The 22,533-nt window shown below is 43.2% G+C and carries 10 protein-coding genes; all 10 read left to right on the top strand.

Annotated features, from left to right (window positions below; genetic code table 11):
• Window positions 1-67 precede the first annotated feature (67 nt).
• The 10 genes from cheA to M301_RS08550 all read left to right on the top strand — a co-directional run bounded on the left by cheA (window position 68) and on the right by M301_RS08550 (window position 22,531).
• Entirely contained in the window at window positions 68-2,455 is a 2,388-nt protein-coding gene (gene cheA / locus M301_RS08590; RefSeq protein ID WP_013148378.1) for a chemotaxis protein CheA, read from the top strand.
• Between the two features lie 12 nt (window positions 2,456-2,467).
• On the top strand, window positions 2,468-2,983 hold the full coding sequence (locus M301_RS08585; protein WP_013148377.1) for a chemotaxis protein CheW: 516 nt from the start codon (window positions 2,468-2,470) through the stop codon (window positions 2,981-2,983).
• A gap of 75 nt (window positions 2,984-3,058) precedes the next feature.
• Entirely contained in the window at window positions 3,059-6,565 is a 3,507-nt protein-coding gene (locus M301_RS08580) for a PAS domain S-box protein (protein WP_013148376.1), read from the top strand.
• A 224-nt stretch (window positions 6,566-6,789) separates the two neighbouring features.
• A complete protein-coding gene (locus M301_RS08575; protein ID WP_013148375.1) occupies window positions 6,790-7,041 on the top strand; it encodes a hypothetical protein in 252 nt (83 codons plus the stop codon).
• A 374-nt stretch (window positions 7,042-7,415) separates the two neighbouring features.
• Window positions 7,416-10,052 carry a methyl-accepting chemotaxis protein gene (locus M301_RS08570; RefSeq protein WP_013148374.1) on the top strand — a complete coding sequence of 879 codons (2,637 nt, stop codon included), beginning with the start codon at window positions 7,416-7,418 and terminating at the stop codon, window positions 10,050-10,052.
• A gap of 114 nt (window positions 10,053-10,166) precedes the next feature.
• Complete coding sequence (locus M301_RS14585) at window positions 10,167-10,337, top strand: hypothetical protein (protein ID WP_013148373.1); 171 nt, start codon at window positions 10,167-10,169, stop codon at window positions 10,335-10,337.
• 35 nt (window positions 10,338-10,372) lie between these two features.
• Window positions 10,373-12,892: a methyl-accepting chemotaxis protein gene (locus tag M301_RS08565; RefSeq protein WP_013148372.1), complete on the top strand. Its 2,520-nt coding sequence runs from the start codon at window positions 10,373-10,375 to the stop codon at window positions 12,890-12,892.
• Between the two features lie 64 nt (window positions 12,893-12,956).
• Window positions 12,957-16,190 (top strand): methyl-accepting chemotaxis protein, encoded by a 3,234-nt coding sequence (locus M301_RS08560; protein WP_013148371.1) that lies wholly within the window; start codon window positions 12,957-12,959, stop codon window positions 16,188-16,190.
• A 120-nt stretch (window positions 16,191-16,310) separates the two neighbouring features.
• Window positions 16,311-19,058, top strand: a complete 2,748-nt coding sequence (locus tag M301_RS08555) for a PD-(D/E)XK nuclease family protein (protein ID WP_013148370.1) — start codon at window positions 16,311-16,313, stop codon at window positions 19,056-19,058.
• Window positions 19,055-22,531, top strand: coding sequence for a UvrD-helicase domain-containing protein (locus M301_RS08550; RefSeq protein WP_013148369.1), 3,477 nt, complete (start codon window positions 19,055-19,057; stop codon window positions 22,529-22,531). The genes M301_RS08555 and M301_RS08550 overlap by 4 nt, the downstream gene beginning before the upstream one ends.
• The last annotated feature ends 2 nt before the right edge of the window (window positions 22,532-22,533 follow it).

Here is a 22,533-nt window from a genome sequence, read left to right as displayed (position 1 = left end):
AGTCACATTTTTTCGCGGTCTGAAGCCGCTCCTACTTAGTAGCTAAATAGATATATGGAGTACAGCAATGACAATTGATATGAGTCAGTTTTACGAGGTTTTCTTTGATGAGGCAGAAGAACTATTGGCTGAGGCTGAGCGTTTACTTCTCGGCATTGACATAGATAGCCCCGATGATGAAGAGCTCAATGCGATTTTCCGCGCAGCCCACTCAATAAAAGGCGGGGCAGCCACTTTTGGTTTTATGGACATGACGGAAATTACACATGTGCTAGAAAACTTACTTGATAAAATTCGTAAACATGAAATGGCGCTCACTGCCGAGCATGTAGACGCGTTTTTAGCCGCAAAAGATGTGCTGAAAATGGAAGTCGATGGACATCGATTAGCTACAGCGGTCGATGAAGAGCAAGTTGCTGATGTGAAAATGATGTTGAAACAACTCTCTGAAGCAGGCGCTGCTGTGGTTAAACCAGCACAAGCTACACCTGCTCCAGTAGCTGCGCCAGTTGTTACAGCTCCCATTGTAGAAGCGCCTAAACCAGCTGATCCAGTTGTTGTTGCCGCAGTGCCTGATGATGGTTTAACTCGCTTCAATATCGTATTGCCTGAAGTCTCAGAAAAAGACATGTCTAACCTAAAAGATGAATTAGGCTTATTGGGTGATGTGGAATCTAGTCAAAATGAAAATAATCGCTATGTATTTAAGCTAACTACAGATTCAACACAAGCAGACATTATTTCAATCTGTTCATTTGTACTAGACCCTGATGATTTAGTGATTACAGTGAGTACTGCAGTGAGCGCACCTGTAGTTGCACAAGTAGAAGCTAAACCAGCCGTCGTTGAAGATCCAGGTTTTGGTTTGTTTGAAGATGACGTAAAAGCAACTACAGCTAGCTCTTCAGCAAATGAAGTGAAAAGCAGCACTTCTGGCGTGAGTATTCATGAAGAAGTTGGTTATGGTTTATTTGCTGTAGATGGCAAAGAGAATGTGGAAGAAGGCTATGGTTTCTTCGCGCCATTTCAGCCACATAAAGATGCGGCAGTGGCTGATTTAATTGGCGATGATACTGTTGCAACAGAAGCTAATTCTGGCAAAGCTGAGCTTGCTAAAGCAGAAGCTGTAGCTGTAGCCAGTAAAGCCGCAGCTTCAGAAGCCACCGATAGACGCAACCAAGGTCGTCGTGAGTCAGACAAAGCACCAGCCAGTGCAGAAACTTCATCTATTCGCGTAGGCATCGAAAAAGTAGACCAACTGATTAACCTGGTGGGTGAACTTGTGATTACTCAAGCGATGATAGAACAACGTATCAGCCAGTTAGACCCAGTTCAGCACGAACCGTTGATTAACAGCGTTGGACAGCTCACCCGTAATACACGTGATTTACAAGAGTCTGTGATGTCGATTCGTATGATGCCGATGGATTTTGTGTTCTCACGCTTCCCTCGCATGGTGCGAGACTTAGCAGCCAAGTTAGGTAAAAAAGTAGAGTTCGTGACTGTTGGTGCGACCACCGAGTTAGATAAAGGCTTGATTGAACGCATTGTTGATCCACTGACGCATTTAGTACGTAATAGCGTCGATCATGGTATTGAAACGCCAGAGGGCCGTAGAGCTGCTGGTAAGTCGGAAACTGGTACGCTAACACTTTCAGCTGCGCACAAAGGTGGCAGCATCGTCATTGAAGTGACTGACGATGGCGCTGGTTTAAGCCGCGATAAGCTATTGGCAAAAGCTGCCAAAAATGGCTTACCTGTCAGTGAGAGCATGAGCGATACCGAGGTGTTTAATCTAATCTTTGCCCCAGGTTTTTCAACAGCAGAAGTCGTGACCGATGTTTCAGGTCGAGGTGTAGGCATGGACGTAGTAAAACGAAACATTACCGCCATGAACGGTGTGGTTGAAATTCGTTCAGCACTAGGTTATGGCACTACTATTTCAATTGCATTGCCACTGACATTGGCCATCTTAGATGGGATGTCTGTGTCACTAGGCAACAGTATTTATGTCATACCGCTCAATCTGATTGTAGAAACGCTACAGCCACGCGCTGAAGATATTAAAACGGTGACTGGTGAAGGTCGTATGGTGCACGTGCGAGGTGAATATTTGCCGATTATTGCATTACACAGCTTGTTCAATCACCACACTGACATTACCGATCCAACGCAAGGTGTATTGGTGCTACTGGAGTCAGATGGTAAAAAATCAGCCTTGTTTGTTGATAGGTTGGTTGGACAGCAACAAGTTGTGATTAAGAGCTTGGAAACTAATTATAGAAAAGTGCCGGGTGTATCGGGCGCCACCATCATGGGTGATGGCGGCGTGGCCTTGATTCTAGATGTTTCAGCTATTATTCAGATGGGTCAAACCAGCAACTATCTTACTGGTGCACCACCATTTGCACATTACCAAAATGCCCAATCAATTGAAAAAAATAGTAATCCATAAGGAGCTTTCAAAATGAGTACAGAAAACATTAGCAGCGTAACAAATTCAACTTCATCAAGTAAGTCAAAGAATGCTGCAGGTGAATACCTAACCTTTGTATTGGGTGAAGAACAATACGGCTTAGAGATTTTAAAAGTACAAGAAATTCGTGGTTATGATGCTGTTACGCAAATTTCTAATACACCTGAATTCATTAAAGGCGTGGTGAATTTGCGCGGGAAAATCGTACCTATTGTTGATTTGCGCATTAAGTTTCACTTAGGAAAAGTTGAATACGATGAGTTCACCGTGGTGATTATTCTTAATCTAAACGGTCGTGTAGTTGGCATTGTGGTGGATGGCGTTTCAGATGTGATGGCGCTTAAAGAAGAACAGATTCGCGATGTGCCGTCTTTAGTGTCAAACATCGATACCAAATACATCGTAGGTCTTGCTTCGGTAGAGGAGCAAATGTTTATTTTGGTGGATATTGAACAATTGATGAGTAGCCAAGAAATGGCGCTCATGGATTCAATAGCCGTACATTAAATTACATGTTGCTAAATTGAAAGAATAACAAAAATAAATATTAACAATATTTAAAAAGTTAGAGGGAAGCCCATCATGAAAATCAATATGCCAGTCACAAATAATGAAATCATTTTTGATGATTCACAGTTTATGTTGACTAAAACAGACCTAAAAGGCGTGATCACCTACGCTAACCAGGATTTTATTCAGGTCAGTGGATTTAGTGAGGCTGAACTAGTAGGTAGCAGCCACAATATGGTGCGCCACCCTGATATGCCTGTAGAGGCGTTTGAGGACATGTGGCGTAGCTTAAAAGCTGGTAAACCTTGGACTGGTATGGTGAAGAACCGTACAAAGAGCGGTGATTTCTATTGGGTAGAAGCCAATGCGGCACCGATTGAACAGGGTGGAATCGTGACGGGTTTTCTTTCCGTACGCAGAAAACCAAGCCGTCAGCAAGTTGAAGAAGCTACGGCGGCTTATCGACTGTTTAAAGATGGTAAGGCAGCAGGCTTAGCTATTGTGGATGGTAAAGTTGTTAAAAATTCAATAGGCAACAAACTTAAAAATAAAATACAAAACACTAAAGTCGGTCAGCGCTTAGCTGGCATTATTGTGCTGGGAGTAGTTGCTTTAGCTGTGCAAGCTGCAGTAGGGCTGTACGAAATTAATATATCAAACAATGCAATTAAAACTGTGCAGGAAGACCGTTTAATCCCAACTAGAGATTTAGGTCAAATCGCCAAACTAATGTTGGAGAATAATACGCTATTAAGAACAGCACTTAGTAATGTGGAAATCAGCAGTGCTGCTAAGAAGTCTGTACTCGTGTTGAAGCCCGAGGAAGCAACCAAGGCATCTGATGCTATTGAACGTAATATTGGGACAATCAGCGGTTTGTGGAAAACTTACGCAGCGACCTACCTCACTCCAGAGGAAAAGGTACTTGCAGCTAATTTTACTGAAAGTCGTGGCAAGTTTGTTAATCAGGGTTTAAAGCCTGCTGTATTGGCATTGCGCTCAAATAATTATGAAGATGCGAAGAAATATGCTGACATAGCGCAAGAGTTATTTAATACTTCCGCACCAGTCATTGATGTTTTGCTGAGATTGCAGAATGATGTCGCCGTCAAAGAGTACTTAGCGGCACAATCGCAATACCGAACTACTAAAATACTCACATTTTCAGGCTTAGGGTTAATTTCATTACTTTTACTATATGTCGGATGGATTGTAACTCGCAGTATTACTAAACCTTTAAGTCAGTCTATTAATGCTTTTGGGCAGATTATGTCAGGAAACTTCTCTACTACAATAGAAGTTAAGGGCGAGAATGAGTTAAGTAAAGTCTTGCGATCATTACAAACCATGCAAACCATATTGAGTGTGAACGAAAATACACTAAAAGAAAATGCTGCCAATACCAAAGAGCAAGCAGCTTTGTATGAAGGACAGTTAGCTGCGATTAGCAAATCAACAGGTGTCATTGAATTTAGTATGGATGGCAAAGTGACCTCGGCTAATGATATTTTATTGAATATATTGGGCTACAGTGCCAGTGAGACTGTTGGTCAACATCACAGTGCTTTTGTGGAAAGTGCTTATAAAAACAGCGCTGACTATCGCCAGTTTTGGGAAACACTTAATCGTGGTGAGGCTGTTACAGGGCAGTTTTTATATAAAGGTAAAGAGGGTAAAGAGGTTTGGTTAGAAGCTTCTTACAACCCGATTTTATGTTCAGCAGGAAAACCTTACAAAGTTGTGCAATATGCGACCGACATTACTGCCCAAAAAATCAAAAATGCTGACTTTGAAGGGCAGATTGATGCTATCAGTAAATCGCAAGGGTTAATTGAAGTATGTTTAGATGGCATTATTATCAAAGTTAACCAAGTTTACTTAGACATGCTAGGTTACGCAGAGGCTGAATTACTCGGCAAACATATCAGTTTAGTATTAGATCCAACTTTTGCTAAGAGTGAAGCTTATAAAACGTTATGGGATAAATTGAGAAAAGGTGGTACCGACACAGGCCAATACAAACGTATTGCTAAAGATGGTAGAGAAGTATGGATTCAAGCTTCTTATAATCCGATTTACGATTTAAAAGGTAAGCCATACAAAATCGTCAATTACACTATGGATATTACTGCACAAAAACTCCAAGCAGCTGATAATGCTGGACAAATCTCAGGTATACACAAAACACAAGGCGTGATTGAGTTTGATCTAACAGGAAAAATTCTTGCTGTGAATGACAACTTCGTTAAAGTCGTTGGGTACAGTGAAAAAGAAATAGTAGGTAATCACCATAGTATGTTTGTTGAACCTGCTTACCGTAGCAGTCATGAATACCAAGCATTTTGGGAGACTTTACGACGCGGTGAAGCTCAAGTGGGTCAATTCAACCGCATTGCTAAAGGTGGCAACCATGTCTGGCTACAAGCGATTTATAACCCTATCTTGGATATAGACGGCAAGCCATTCAAAGTGGTGAAATACGCCGTAGACATTACCGAGCAGCGTAAAGATGCAGCAGCGCTGGCAGAAGCCGTTGAAGAAACTCAAGGTATTATCGAAAACGCACAATCTGGTGATTTAAGCGGTCGTGTCTCGCTAGATGGTAAAACTGGCGCCATTGGCAGTCTTTGTGACGGCGTGAATGCGTTGATGGACAAAATGACTGAAGTAATTGAGCAGGTAAGGGAGGCAGGCGATACCATTAATACTGCTGCAGGTGAAATCTCATCTGGCAATAACGACCTCTCCCAACGCACCGAGCAACAAGCCTCCAGCCTGGAAGAAACCGCATCGAGCATGGAAGAGCTTGCTTCAACTGTTAAACAAAATGCCGAGAACGCCAAACAAGCCAACCAGCTTGCCGCAGCCGCCTCAGGCGTTGCGGTGAAAGGTGGAGAAGTCGTCGGTCAAGTCGTCAACACCATGAGCGCCATCAACAGCAGTGCTAAAAAGATTGAAGACATCATCTCCGTCATTGACGGCATCGCCTTCCAAACCAACATCCTTGCCCTGAATGCTGCAGTAGAAGCAGCCCGAGCAGGCGAACAAGGTCGAGGCTTTGCCGTAGTGGCAGGCGAAGTACGCAACCTAGCACAACGCTCAGCCACTGCAGCCAAAGAAATTAAAGAACTGATTGCAGACTCAGTGAGCAAAACTGCCGAAGGTACAACACAAGTAGAACAAGCTGGTAAAACCATGGCAGAGATCGTGTCATCAGTGCAACGCGTGACTGACATCATGGGCGAGATCTCAGCAGCATCAAGTGAACAAAGCGCAGGGATTGATCAAGTCAACAACGCGATTACCAGCATGGATGAAGTGACCCAACAGAATGCGGCCTTGGTAGAGCAAGCTGCTGCTGCTGCGGAGAGCTTGGTAGAGCAGGCTGTAAGTTTAACTGATCTTGTAAGTGCATTTAAATTAATGGGCGGTTCATCGTCATCTACCAGTAATACCAAAAGCCGAGCACCATTACGTTTAGCTTCTAGCCATGCAAAAGCAAAACCTGTTGCAAAACCAGTATCAGCTAAAGTGGTGATTAAAACTGGCACGGATGATAATGAGTGGGCAGAATTTTAGTTTTTACGTAGCAACATAAGCATAAAAAAACAGCACCTTTGGGTGCTGTTTTTTTATGCTTATCGGTTGAATAATTATTTTCAATATTTACTCAAGATTTAAACAGAAATGACGTAATAACACATATGAGGTTTTGCGATTGATTACCTTTGCATAACCTCCCGCCTCTTTGCCGTATTGAGGTGTTATGAACGGAAAAACGAAGTTTATAGAAATGGAACAATATGATGAAAAAATTAGCGATTACAACTTTAGCAACAGCTTTATTAACAGTAGCTTCAATTAACTTATACGCCGCAGAAGTCTGTAAAGTTTCAATGATGGGGCGTATTTGTTTTGAAGAAGGTAGCCCAGAAGCAACCGCCGCGCACATGAAAGGTGATGCAGTAGCCGATTCAGCGAAGCGTAAAGTAGCTGAAAGTGATGCTGCAAGCAAAAAAGATGATGCTTCTACTAAAAAAGTAGCTGTTAAGTAATAGCCACTTAAAGTAAACCAAACCAAGTTAACCAAGCTAATTTATTTAGCAAAATCAACACAAAGCCCTCTGGATAATTTTTAGAGGGCTTTTTCATTTTAGTGACTATTTTTAGCGAATCAACTAGCTGGTTCTATAGATCTAAACCTCAAAAATGATGCGCATTTATTGCTTTATTTAGCGATTCAAATATGGCTACTTGAGAGGAAAATCACTATATGGAAATTGTATTCAAGCTTTAGGTAAAGCTGACGTAAATAATAAAGTAATGGTATTAGATAGGCGTTTAAGTGGTTTTTAAATACTGGAGTTAGTTTTGAAAAAATCACTGATAAATCCACGTTACAAACAGCTCAATAAATTGGAGTAATAAAATGAGTATGACAAAGAAAATGTATATGTTGATACTGGCTGCAGTTTTGGGCATGGTGTCGCTGGCAGGAGTTGGTTTATATAAAATCAACCAAGTGTATAAAATCACTAACTTTGCCAATACCAATGCTGTACCTAGCGTGCAATTGTTGGACGAAGCCTTAGCGCATTTTGAAGAAATGAATGGCTTAATTTGGCAGCATATGGCGAGTACAGATAACGCCAAAATGGTCGATATTGAAGCTAGAGTGGCAACGGAGCACAAGGCTTTGACTGACACTTTAGATAAGTATGAAAAGACTATGGTGACTGATAAAAGTGATGCGGACTTGGTCTTAGCCGACCGTGCTGCACTAGCGGCATTTGATGAGATGGGTGGTCATGTACTGACAACCTCTTTGGCTAACAAGAAAGATAATGCACGAACCATTTTGCTTGCTGGGGGAGATGCGATTTCTGGTGTGCAAAAAGCAATTACCAATCATCGGAAATACAACGTTAAATTAGGCACTGATAGTGCTGAAAAAGCGGCTTCAATTAAATCAGGTGCTGAAGTTCAGTCTTTGGTGATTTCAGGCTTAGTTTTGTCAATCATCGTTTTACTCGGCTTATATATCACACGTGGTTTAATGAAGCAGTTGGGTAATGACCCCGCTGACTTAGCTATTCTAGCCAAAAATTTTGCTGATGGTAATTTGACTCAAAAAATCATTGTAGCTGCCGATGATAAATCGAGCGTAGCCTACTCAATCAAGACCTTACAAAAGACTTTAGATGGCATCGTGCAATCATTGCAATATGTAAGTGCACAACATGATGCTGGTGATATTGATGTTGATGTAGACGTCAGCCGATTTAAAGGCGGATATGCCGACATGGCAGCGGGCGTCAACAAGATGGTCGCCGGCCACGTAGACATGAATAAAAAAGCGCTAGCCTGCGTGAAATCGTTTGGTGAAGGCGACTTAGCTGCTCAATTAGAGAAATTCCCAGGTAAAAAAGCCTTTGTCAACGAAGCCATCGAACAAGTCAGAGCCAATATTAATGCGCTGGTTTCAGATGTGAATACACTCTCTCAATCCGCCGTAGAAGGCAACCTATCCATCCGTGCCGATGCAAGTAAGCACCAAGGCGACTTCCGTAAGATTGTACAAGGCGTCAATGACACCCTAGACGCGGTGATTGTCCCTTTAAACGTTGCCGCGAAATACGTAGACGACATCTCCAAAGGCAACATTCCAGCCAAAATCACCGATACTTATCACGGCGACTTCAATCAATTAAAAGACAATCTAAATCAATGTATCGATGCCGTGAATGCGCTAGTTTCAGATACTGCCATGCTTGCCGATGCTGCTGACCAAGGCATCTTATCTACACGTGCCGATACCACAAAACATCAAGGCGACTTCCGTAAAATCGTAGAAGGTGTCAACAACACCTTAGACTCAGTGATCGGCCCATTAAATGTAGCCGCAAACTGTGTTGACAGCATTTCTAGAGGCGATATCCCAGCGAAGATTAACGAACATTACAAAGGTGACTTTAACAATCTTAAAGATAACCTCAACCACTGTATCGACGCTGTCAATCGCTTGGTTGAAGACGCCAACATGTTGGCACAAGCCGCTGCCGATGGTCGGGTCAGTGTACGTGCTGATGCCAGCCTACACCAAGGCGACTTCCGCAAAGTTGTAGAAGGGGTTAATGCCACACTAGAAACCATCGTCGCCCCTATTGCCGCTGTCAAAGAAGCCATCGAAACCATTACCACAGCAGCCAATGAAATTGCCACTGGCAATAACGACCTCTCCCAACGCACGGAGCAACAAGCCTCCAGCCTGGAAGAAACCGCATCGAGCATGGAAGAACTTGCCTCAACTGTTAAACAAAATGCCGAGAACGCCAAACAAGCCAACCAGCTTGCCGCAGCCGCCTCAGGCGTTGCGGTGAAAGGTGGAGAAGTCGTCGGTCAAGTCGTCAACACCATGAGCGCCATCAACAGCAGTGCTAAAAAGATTGAAGACATCATCTCCGTCATTGACGGCATCGCCTTCCAAACCAACATCCTTGCGCTTAACGCTGCCGTAGAAGCAGCCCGAGCAGGCGAACAAGGTCGAGGCTTTGCGGTAGTCGCAGGTGAAGTACGCAACCTAGCGCAACGCTCAGCCACTGCAGCCAAAGAAATTAAAGAACTGATTGCAGACTCTGTTAGCAAAACCGCCGAAGGTACAACACAAGTAGAACAAGCTGGTAAAACCATGGCAGAGATCGTGTCATCAGTGCAACGCGTGACTGACATCATGGGCGAGATCTCAGCAGCATCAAGTGAACAAAGCGCAGGGATTGATCAAGTCAACAACGCGATTACCAGCATGGATGAAGTGACCCAACAGAATGCAGCTTTGGTAGAGCAAGCTGCAGCTGCTGCGGAGAGCTTGGTAGAGCAAGCTATACAGTTGTCGGATGTGGTGAGTGTGTTTAAGTTGAATAATGCGGGTGGTTCAAGTGATAACCGTCGTGCAGTGAATAGCCCGTTGCGAGTACCTGCCAAGAAAATTCATGCTGTAGCAAGCAGACCTGCACCTAAAGCGGTGGCTAAAACTGGCACCAATGATGACGAGTGGGAAGAGTTTTAAGATGCAAGTTGGCATTGTGAATTTGTTTGCAATGCCAGTAAGTTTGCAAGTGAAATGTAAGTGATGGTTTTGAGTAGTCAGAATAAATTTTCAGCATGAGTAAAGGTGTGTTAAATGAAAAAAAATCCTGAAGAAATTTTGATAGAAAAGAATGTGAGTGCTTTAAATTCTTCGCAGTTCGCGTGGATATTACTCAGTACGTGGTTGGCATACAGCATGTTGATGCTTTGGCACTTTAAAGAACAGGTAAGTCGAAACGCATCAGTGTGCCAAGTAGCACTTTGATTTGATAATTTTTAGCTTAAGACATTGGAATGAACATGAAAAATAATACGCTAACTTTCGTAGATCCTCAGGCTGTAAAAGCTGATCGTTTGATGGGGTTTACTCTGGCATTACTGCTCTTGGTGAGTATGGGAATCGCCGCCACCAATGGTACATGGTTCGAGGCCCTAGCTGTTGGGCTACCAGCGGCCGTGTTGCCGTGGCTGTTAATTCGAGTAATGCCGGGTAGTGTTCAAACGCGTATCAGTGTAGGTATTGCTTTTATGGTGTTCTCTGCGCTCGCTATTCAGCAGACGCATGGCATGATAGAGGCACACTTCGCGATATTTATTTTGCTAGCATTTTTGCTCTATTACCGTGACTGGAAGCCAATTTTAGCGGCTGCATTAGTCATCGCTGTACATCATGTTGCATTCAATTTTCTGCAGGCAGGTAATACGGGCTTTTATATTTTTGCGCTTGGACCAAATCTTCATGTGTTGATTATTCATGCGCTATCCGTTGTTTTTGAAGCTGCATTGTTGATTCTAATGGCGATTAACCTACGTAATGAAGCCAATATGATAGGTGGTGAACCTAAAGTCGTGATGGAAATGGCGCGCAGAGTTGCGAATGGCGATTTATCCGTAGAAATAGAGACTCAAACTGGCGATACCTTTAGCGTCAATGCTGCATTGAAAGAAATGGTAAATAATTTAAGTTCTTTAGTGAATAACATGCAACACATGAGTGCTGAGCACGACAAAGGGCATATTAATGAAGTAGTCAATACCAGCACATTTAGCGGCTCATTTAAAGAAGTCGCTCAGGGCGTGAATGCTATGGTTGCAGGGCATATTGATTTAAACCGTCAAGCAATGGCGGTAGTCAAAGCCTTCGGTGAAGGTAATTTCGATGCGCCATTAACTAAGTTTTCGGGTCAACAATCGTATGTGAGTGAAACCGTTGAACAAGTGCGTAGCAACATAAAGAATTTTGTGGCTGAAATGCAAAGCATGTCAGTTGCGCATGATGCAGGTGATATCGACGTCAGGATGGAAGAAGATAAATTCATTGGTACTTATCGTGAAATGGCTAATGGTGTAAACGCGATGGTAGGTGGTCATGTACAAGAAAAAGACCAAATGATTCAACTAATACGCGCGCTTGGCGATGGTGACTTTGAAGTTCAGATGAAGCAGTTCCCGGGTAAGAAAGCAGAAATTAATAAGAACCTAGATAGGTTAAACGGCAAACTTAAAGGCATTGTAGATTCAGTGAAATGGGTGACAGCCGAGCATGAGCAAGGCAATATCGACATGAGCTTACATGCCCATATGTTTAAAGGAGGTTTTGCTGAAATCGCTTCTTCTGTGAATAAAATTGTAGGTGGCCAACTAGAGCTTACTGAAAAAGCATTAGCTTGCGTTAAAGAGTTTGGTGAAGGTAATTTTGATGCACCGCTAGAAACTTTCCCAGGTAAAAAAGTGTTTGTAAACGAGGCGATTGAGCAAGTACGCGCTAACTTGAAAGCGCTGAATGAGGATGCACAAATGTTAGCAGATGCCGCACGTGAAGGTCGCGTGATGGTACGTGCTAGTACAGATAGGCATTTGGGCGACTACCGCAAAATTGTGATTGGTATGAATGAAACGTTAGAGATGATTGTTAAACCAATCGTCACGGTTAAACAATCTGCAGAAGCGATTAATACTGCGGCAAAAGAAATTGCGCAAGGTAACGCAGATCTGTCACGTCGCACTGAAGACCAAGCGGCTAGTTTAGAGCGCACTGCTTCTAGCATGGATCAACTCTCATCTACCGTTAAACAAAATGCGGATAACGCTAGACAAGCGAATCAATTGGCTATTGCAGCCTCAGGCGTGGCTGTTAAAGGTGGCGATGCCGTGGGTGATGTAGTGAGTACGATGAGTGCGATTAATTCTAGCGCCAAAAAGATTGAAGATATTATTTCTGTGATTGATGGCATTGCTTTCCAAACTAATATCCTTGCACTAAACGCTGCAGTCGAGGCTGCTCGAGCAGGTGAGCAAGGCCGCGGATTTGCGGTAGTGGCAGCAGAAGTACGCAACTTAGCACAACGCTCTGCCAGTGCAGCAAAAGAGATTAAAGAGCTTATTTCAGATTCTGTGAGCAAAACGGCTGAGGGTACTAGACAAGTTGAAATGGCTGGTCAAACCATGCAAGAGATAGTTAGCTCAGTTAAACGCGTGACCGATATTATCGGTGAAATTGCTGCCGCTTCAGGTGAACAAAGCACAGGTATCGCACAGATTAATGAAGCGATTATGAAGATGGATGATGTGACGCAGCAAAATACCGCCTTGGTAGAAGAAGCGGCTGCAGCTGCTGAGTCTCTTATGGAACAGTCTGAAGAGATGACTGCGGTAGTGAGTGTGTTTCAGTTAGATAACAACTCTCAAAAAACAGCACATAAGGTTTCTTTAGCAACCAAAAAACACATCAATACTACTCAAACAAAAAATGATAAAAAAGAATCTGCAGTCAGGACGGCTAAAACTGGTACGCATGATAGTGAGTGGGAAGAGTTTTAATCATCCAGCTAAATAGCTTGTTTAATAACTCGTCTAACTAGTCCAGATCAATAAGGGATTGAGAATGAAAATAAATATGCCTGTGACTCAGCGTGATGTTGAGCTTAAAGATTCTTTGCAAATCGTATCTAAGACTGATTTAAAGGGAAAGATCACCTTTGTCAATCGAGATTTCTTAGATGTGAGTGGATTTGCAGAAGATGAGCTGTTGGGTCAAAGCCATAACGTTGTTCGGCATCCTGATATGCCACCAGAGGCTTTTGCCGATTTATGGAATACGGTGAAATCAGGTAAACCATGGATTGGCATAGTAAAAAATCGCTGTAAGAATGGTGATCATTATTGGGTGGAAGCGACTGTCTCGCCCTATGTTGAAAATGGTCAATTGGCAGGTTATATTTCTGTGAGAAGAAAAGCAAACCGCCAGCAGATTGAAGGCGCTATGCGCTATCACCAAGTGCTCAAAGAAGGCCAAAACTGGTTAGAAAGTGTAAAAACCAAATACACTACTTTTAAACGTAACTTTACTTTGAGATCAAGAATTATCTCCATATTTGTGGTGGTAGCCTTGAGCAGTTTAGCGCTTGGTTACAACGGCTTAACTGGTATTGAGTCTAGTAATGCAAGATTGTCTAGCGTTTATCAAGACCGCGTAATACCGCTACAACAACTAAAAGTTGTGGCAGATATGTATGCAGTCAATATTGTAGACACCTCACACAAGGTAAGAAATGGTAATTTGACCTGGGCGCAAGGTGAAGAGAATGTCAATAATGCATTAAAAGAAGTCGATAAACAGTGGAAAGCCTACACCGCTACCTATTTAGTCGAAGACGAGAAAAAACTGGTTGCTGAAGCTGAGCCACTTTTCGTTAAAGCTAATGCTGTGACTGCAACACTACAAAGCATATTGCGTAGTCAAGATAATAAACGAATGGCTGAATTTACCACTTCTGAGCTTTACCCAGCCATTGATCCGCTATCAGATAAAATCAGTCAGTTAACCAATTTGCAACTAAAAGTGGCGGGTGATGAATATGCTGCGGCACAGGCTAATTACATTCAAAAGCGTAACTTTAGTTTCGTATTAATCTTTGTTGGACTTGGTTTAGCTGGTTTGTTAGGCTGGATGTTATACAACGCTATTATGCCGCGTGTACAAGATGCCGTTAGATACTTACTCTCCAGCGCACAGGGCATTGAGCATGAGGCTGTTATTCGTACAGGTCATCGTGATGAGTTGACTTTGGTGATGGACTCGTACCGTGCTTTAAGAGCCCGTATTGATTTTGATAACTCTGAAGCTTTTTCTGGTATTGATAGAATTAAGTCTGCACTGGATAACGCGACCATTCCCGTGACTGTGGGTAATGAGTTCAATACGCTAATTTACATGAATCACGCAAGCTTTGCGCTATGGAAAAAAATGAGCCCTGAATTAGCCAAACGTCATCCTGATTTTTCAGTAGATAAATTAATTGGTAGTAAATTAGGCCCCTATATCGAGAATGAAGCTGATCGTGCTAATTATGTGTCACCACTAAGTGAGACAAAAATGCTCGATACGACTATTGCTGGTCGAAACTTGCAGTTGACTTTTAATCCAGTGACAAATCCTGAAGGTCGATACATTGGGCGCATGATTCAATGGGTTGATCGCACTGAAGAGCTTGTTGCTGAACAGAACGTAGCTGAACTCATTGAGCAAACAGTGGCGGGTAATTTGAATCAACGTATAGATGCTACAAGTTTGCCACCAGGGTTTTTACGTGACATCAGTAATGGTATGAATCGCTTGTTAGAAGCGGTGATTAACCCACTGAATATGGCAGCTGCTTATGTCGATGATTTATCCAAAGGCGTGATTCCAGACGAAATTACCAAAGATTATCAAGGTGATTTCAATATTATTAAAACTAACTTAAATGCCTGTGGTTCTGCCATTAAAGCACTTGTCATCGATGGCAATATGTTGGCTGAAGCAGCTGATAATGGCGTGTTAACCACACGTGCAGATGCGACGCAACACTTAGGTGAGTATCGCAAAGTCGTTGAAGGCTTAAATGCTACTTTAGATGCCATTGTGACGCCTTTAAATATGGCTGCCGCCAACTTGGATAGCATCGCACGCGGAGATATTCCAGACAGAATTACTGACCATTACAATGGCGACTTCAACAATATTAAAGACAATCTCAATACTTGTATCGAATCTATTAATGCATTAGTTGGCGATGTTCAAATGTTAGCCAATGCAGCAAATGATGGTCGTGTTTCTGTACGTGCAGATGCCAGTGCGCACCAAGGTGATTTCCGCAAGATTGTAGAAGGCGTGAATGAAACCTTGGAAATGATTGTTGGCCCAATAGGCACAGTCAAAGTCGCGGTAGAAACTATTAGTACAGCTGCCAAAGAGATTGCTCAGGGGAATGCCGATTTATCTCGAAGAACTGAAGAGCAAGCAGCTTCTCTTGAAAAAACAGCGGCTAGTATGGAAGAGCTGTCATCTACGGTTAAGCAAAATGCCGATAATGCTAAACAAGCCAATCAGCTCGCCACAGCGGCTTCAGGTGTAGCCGTTAAAGGCGGCGATGTGGTGAGTGAAGTGGTTGCGACCATGAGCTCAATTAACAACAGCGCTAAAAAGATTGAAGACATTATCTCTGTGATTGATGGCATTGCCTTCCAAACTAATATTCTTGCATTGAATGCAGCCGTTGAAGCTGCAAGGGCTGGCGAACAAGGTCGAGGCTTTGCCGTAGTTGCAGGCGAAGTCCGCAACCTAGCCCAACGTTCAGCCAGTGCGGCTAAAGAAATTAAAGAGCTTATCTCTGATTCGGTGAGCAAAACAGCAGAAGGTACACGTCAGGTTGAAAATGCAGGTAATACTATGCATGAAATTGTGACCTCAGTTAAACGTGTATCAGATATCATCAGTGAAATTGCCGCAGCCTCAAGCGAGCAAAGCGCAGGTATTGAGCAAGTCAATGAAGCCGTAATGAAGATGGATGATATGACGCAACAAAATACCGCCTTGGTAGAAGAGGCCGCTGCGGCAGCTGAATCTATGATGGAGCAAGCTGATGAACTTATGAATGCTGTCAGCGTATTTCAATTAGAAGGTGAGAGCCAAGTCAAACACACAGCTCCAGTAGAGCGACGAGTAACGCATAATCCGATGCGAGGGACTACAAGTAAAACTGTAGCTGCAAAGTCAGCACCAACTCCCGTTAGCACTAAACCTATAAAGCATGCTACCAAATCAGGCACTGATGATGGTGATTGGGAAGAGTTTTAAACTAACAACTTAGTATTTACTGCTAAGCTAAGCTAAGAAAAGGTCGCACATGCGACCTTTTTTGATGAAGTTTATTGAGATTTTCCGCTATGTATCTCGACTAAACGCTACAATCACGGCATGCCTTTAACCCCTAACACCATTACTATCTGTGCGACTGCACGTCTTGTTCGCGGTGTGCTTGCTCAGCACCAGCAACAGCAGCTCAAAAGCGGCGCTACGCAGTGGCAGTCAGCTCAAGCCTATACGCTACAGCAGTGGTTAGATGAACTGATAAACCATGCAAGTTTATTAGGATTTATACCAAGCGACGCCTTGCCCACACTGACATTGAGCACTATTGCAGAAACATATCTGTGGGAGCAAGCCATTGAAACTTGCATTGCTAAGCATGAAGCTGCTGAATTGTTTGATATTCGTTCGATGGCGAAATCTGCGATTGAAGCGAACAACTTAATGCTGAATTGGCAACTGGCTGAAGCAGATATTAATCATGATTTTATCACGCAAGAAACGCGTCAATTTTTGCGTTGGCGTCATACTTTTGAGGATTTTTGTGCCAAACAAAATGCTATCGAATCTGCACGGTTAACTTCATTACAAATTGTTCTATTTGCACAGTTTCAACAGCAAATTATCCATGAGCTAGCCTTGCCAAAACACATTCAGTTAGCTGGTTTCGACCGTATTACGCCATTAGAGGCACGGTTATTTGAACTTCTAAAAGGCTGTGGCGTACAAGTTGAAATGATGACAACTCATACGCAAGGTCAAACAGAGGTTAAACACTTTGCAGCGGTTGATGCGAATAGTGAATGCCGCGCCGCAGTGGCGTGGGCAAAGCAAAAGCTGACGGAGAATCCTAAAGCGCAATTGGCGATTATTAGTCCCGCATTGGGTAGTATTCGCCGTGAGTTGGCTGATTTACTTGATGATACGTTTCACTCAGAAACTTTGCATTCCAGCTTATATGAAACTCCACGCTGCTATGATTTTTCATTGGGTTTAGCGCTCACAGAATACGCTATCGTGCACAGTGCATTGCAGCTTTTGAGGCTGGCTGCGAGCAAAGCAGATTTAATTTTTGATGAGGTCACGCCACTTTTACAAGACGTGTATTGGGGTAGCCAGCAAGAGTTAGATGCCAGAGCACAGTTGGATGCGCATTTACGCAGAAATATGAGTGCTAGTTATCACTTAGAGTCGCTTATTAAACAGGCAAGTAAGCTGCAAACCAATGGCATACTGTTAGATGAGCTGCTAGAGAACTTAACGCAGATTTCAAGATTCCAAAATCAGCAAGGCAAGCAACGTCAGGTACTTTCTGCATGGGTGACGGATTTTGTGCAATTATTAGACGAGTTACATTGGGCAAAAACACGTTCGCTTTCTAGCCATGAGTTTCAAACACAGCAAGCGTTTTTGAAGTGTTTAAAAGAGTTAAGTAGCTTAGATGCGATATTTGGCAATGTTTCTGCAAGCGCTGCCGTGCAAAAAATCACTGAGCTTTGTAACGCCACTATGTTTCAGTCAGAAGCTAAAGGTGATATTCGTATTCAAATTCTTGGGCTTTTAGAAACACCAGCTGTGCAATTAGATGCCGTTTGGGCATTGAATATGAATGACCAGCATTGGCCACCAGCGGTAAAGCTGAATCCGCTACTACCTGCGGATTTGCAGAGAAATCGCGGCACGCCAAATGCCAGCGCCGCTGTTCAAAGCCAATTTGCATCATTGGTACATCAACGTTTAATGACATGCGCGCCAGAGGTAATTTTTTCATATGCAACAAAAGAAGATGAACGGGAATTGCGTCCATCACCACTGCTAGAGATTCAATCCGACCTACAAACGCCGAGTACGATTCAAACGCTTACAGAACGCTTAGCGCAGCCAGCATCTTTACAGTTTCTTGATGATTTTATCGCACCAGCAGTTTTGCCAGATGAAAACATACGTGGTGGCGTAAATTTATTTGCCGCCCAAGCTAAATGTCCAGCATGGGCATTCTATCAATATCGGCTTGGCGCAGCTAAGTTGGAAACGCCTGTAGATGGTTTAGATACTATGTCTCGTGGTAGTTTACTGCATAAAGTACTACAACTTTTTTGGCTGGATTGCGAAACGTTAAGCAATCTAAAAGCCTTATTTCCACCCTTATTAAATGAGAAAATTGATACGGCAATTGAAAAAAGTATACAAGCTTTAAGTGATGAAATTAACTATCACATTCCACCGCAAGTCTTACAGATTGAAAGAAATAGACTTCATCAGCTCATGCAAGCGTGGCTGACATTAGAGCTGGAACGTGCAGATTTTGTTGTTGATGCATGTGAGAAGAAGTTTGAGTTAGATGTAGAAGGTTTAAAACTTAACTTAAGCATAGATCGTATTGATAAGCTCGCAGAAGGCGGATTAGTAGTCATTGATTACAAAACAAGTGCAGCCGTCAGTAACTCAAGCTGGGCTGAAGACCGCATCTCTGAGCCACAACTGCCTATCTATGTAGTATTGGCGCTCAAGTATGAGCAGGTTGTAGCGGTAAGTTTTGCCAAAATACGCAGTGATGAAACCAAATTTATTGGCTTGTCTGCTGAACGAGATGTGCTGCCCAAAGTGACTGCCTTGGCTAAAGTACGAGAAAACTCAGCATTTTATGGCTTTGGCGATTGGGATGCTTTGTTAGAGCATTGGTACACAAGTTTGACCAATATTGCACAAGAAATCAAAGCAGGAGTTGCGGGCGTAACCATTAGCAATGAAGCCGATTTGGTTTATTGCGATGTGAAGCCGCTGTTGCGCTTACCTGAACGTTTATTGCAGTTTGAGCACATGCAAGTAGTGTTAAGAAATGGCGGTGACGCATGACACTAGGCATAAACTCTGATTTAAGCACTTTAGACTTAAATCAAATGGACACTTTAAACCGTGTCCGCGCACTAGAACTCGCCTCATTTATTGTTGAAGCGCCTGCTGGCGCAGGTAAAACGGAGTTGCTTACGCAACGTTATTTGAAACTATTAGCGACGGTCAATGAGCCAGAAGAAATCATCGCACTCACCTTCACCAATAAAGCGGCGGCTGAAATGCGTAACCGTATTTTACTCAGTCTGGAAAATGCGCAAAATCAAACAGTTGAAGCCGCAGCCCACAAATTAAAAACACGTGAATTAGCCAATGCTGCTTTGCTACAATCAAATGTAAAGTCATGGGATATTATTAATCAGCCAAGCCGGCTACGCATTTTAACTATAGATGCTTTGTGCAGCAGCTTAACGCGCCAAATGCCTTTGCTCAGCAAGTTTGGCGGCCAACCTGCTGTGAGTGACGATACTGATAGTCACTACATAGAGGCATCACGCCGTGCGATAGCCCATATCGTGCATGAAACTAAGCCAGACGATACTGTCATCGTTGCTTTGAGCTACTTAGACAACAATAGTGAAAAACTGGCTGAGTTATTGGCAAAAATGTTAGCAAGGCGTGATCAATGGCTGCCACATGCAGTTGATTTGCATAGTAAAGATATCGAAGAGGTTTCTCAGAATACAGCGGTTGCACTGCAACATTTAATCGCTGAAAACTTACAAGTGGTGCTCGATACATTAACACCTAGAGTGCAAAGTTTACTCATGCCGATTGCCAGATATGCTGCGAGTAATTTAGAGGCAGATGCCGAGATTGCGCCTTTGCGAGATTGGCAACAGCCAATCACTGCAGAGGCTGAATGCTTGCCGGATTGGCAAGCGCTGGCGAATTTCCTAGTGACTAAATCAGAGCGAACATTTCGTAAGAGTCTCAATAAAAATATAGGTTTTCCAGCGACGCCTGAAGGCAAAACTTACAAAGAGGCTTACTCTGAAATAGTGAGTAGTTTAGAAAGTAGCCAAGTGATTGCAAGTGTGCTCGATTTGCCTGCTTTAGCGAATATTGCCGAGAATCAAGAGATTATTAAAGCACTCACAAGATTGCTGATATTGGCTGAGCGGCATTTATGGATAGTCTTTCAGGCGGCTGGCGAAGTGGATTTCGTTGCCATTGCGCAAAGTGCACAACTGGCGCTAGAAAACGAGCAGGGTGCGACTGATTTGGCGCTCAAACTAGACTATAAAATCTCACATTTGCTGATTGATGAGTTTCAAGATACCAGCCCAGTACAAACACGTTTAATAGAAAAACTCATAGAGGGTTGGCAACCAGATGATGGGCGCACCTTATTCTGCGTGGGTGATCCTATGCAATCCATCTACCGTTTTCGTAAGGCGGATGTGAGCTTGTTTCTACAAGCAAGCGAGTTTGGTATCGGTCATTTGCCGCTGACACGATTACAGCTAAGCCGCAATAATCGCTCGCATCCAGCGGTGGTCGATTGGATTAATAACGCATTTAAGCAAGTTTTCCCTGCGAACGATAATATCAACCAAGGTGCCATTAGCTACAGAAAGTTTACAGCTACGCGACCTAATGTAGCAGGTGAAGGTGTCACTTTGCATCCGTTGATTTTGGAGGTGACGGATCAAGAAGAAAGCCAAAAAGCTGACCTTAAGCAGATTGAAGCTAACTATGTAGCAGATTTAATCGTCAAACTTCGTTCGGAGAATGGCGCTCACTATAATATTGCTGTGTTAGTCAGAAGCCGCAGCCATTTAAAAGAGCTGGTGTCTGAAATTAGACGTAATCACCCCGCGCTGAAATTTCAAGCCGTTGAGATTGAACATTTGAATGAGCGACAAACCGTGCAAGACGCGTTGTCATTGGTCTGCGCGCTTCATCACCGTGCCGATAGAACGCATTGGCTCAATGTGTTGCGTGCGCCATGGTGTGGGCTAACCTTAGCGGATTTGCATGCGTTGGCAGCGGATAACCACCGTGCAACTATATGGCAATTGATGCAAGATAAAGCGCGATTAAGCCGCTTGAGTGAAGATGGTCAGTTACGCTTAGCGCACGTTAATAGCGTGTTAACCACTGCATTTAACGGACAAGGTCGCATGCCTTTACGTCGTTGGATAGAAAGCACCTGGCTGCAATTAGGTGGTGGTAAGTGCTTGGTCGATGCGGGAGATAATCGTGATGTGCAAGTGTTTTTTGATTTGGTCGAAAAAACTGGTCGTAGCGGGCATTTAGATATTGCTTCACTAGAGTTAGGCATGCAAAAGCTTTACGCAAAGCCAGATATCGAAGCTGATGGCAGCGTGCAGTTTTTAACCATCCATAAGTCTAAAGGTTTGGAGTTTGATGCTGTGATACTGCCAGCGCTAAATCGTCAGCCTAGAAATGGAGATAATGAGTTGGTGCTATGGCAAGAAGTGGTGGTGGATAATCATTTACATTTAATTGTTGCACCATTAAAGAGTAAAGCAGTTGCTAAAACTAATACAGGCGCTGACGTATATGATTTTCTTAAAAATTTAGAAAAAACGCGTGCAGAGAATGAATTGGTGCGTTTGCTGTATGTGGCAGCAACGCGCGCGCATAGACAGCTACATTTGATTGCTAGTATGCAAGCCAATAAAGAAGGTGAAATTAAACCTACAGCAAATTCCTTGCTACAAGGATTATGGCCTGCGGTAGAGGCGGACTTTGCCCAAGCGACACCCGTTAAGCAAAATGTTAATGCCCAAGCAGGGCTAGATATAAAGCAATTTAAGCCGCAATTGCAACGTTTGCCTAGTGAGCATTTTGTACATATTTCCAACTCAACTCTTATTGGTGATGATATTGTAGGTCGGCCTTTAGCTCGACATGAAGGGCTAAAGGCCGACCTACAAATGAATGAGCAATCTGATGTTTTAGGTGACTTCTCCAGTGAACGTGCTCGTGAAATTGATTTCCAAAAACACTGCGGCACACTCGCGCATCTATATATGGAGCTGTTCGCAAAAACAGATCTGCAAAGTTGGACATATCAACGTTTAGAGCAATGCCAACCCGCCATGCAAAAGTGGCTGGCACAACAAGGACATGTTAAGCAATTAGCTGATCAGGGCGCTATGCAAGTATTGGCGGCCTTGCAAACCACCTTAGCAAGTGCCGCTGGGCAATGGGTTCTGCAAAATCATACTGATTCAGTAAGTGAATTAAGCTTGTTGCAGACGCAAGAGGATGGTGTTAAAAACCATGTGATAGACCGCACTTTTATTGAGAACGACGTACGCTGGATTGTCGATTATAAATTAACGACATTAGATGAGGCGAAAAGTACAACAGATGATTTAAGTCTTATGGCAGAACAGCACCGCCCACAATTGGAGCGGTATGCGGGGCTATTTAGTCATGAAAACTTGCCCATTAAAAAAGCAGTACTGTTTTTAAGTGCGGGTAAGTTGGTGGAGTTATAATT

Origin of the sequence: Methylotenera versatilis 301 (genome assembly GCF_000093025.1) — a bacterium.
Taxonomy (GTDB): Bacteria; Pseudomonadota; Gammaproteobacteria; order Burkholderiales; family Methylophilaceae; genus Methylotenera; species Methylotenera versatilis.
The sequence above is the reverse complement of the archived record's forward strand: the minus strand, read 5'-3'. Positions and strand labels throughout refer to the sequence as shown.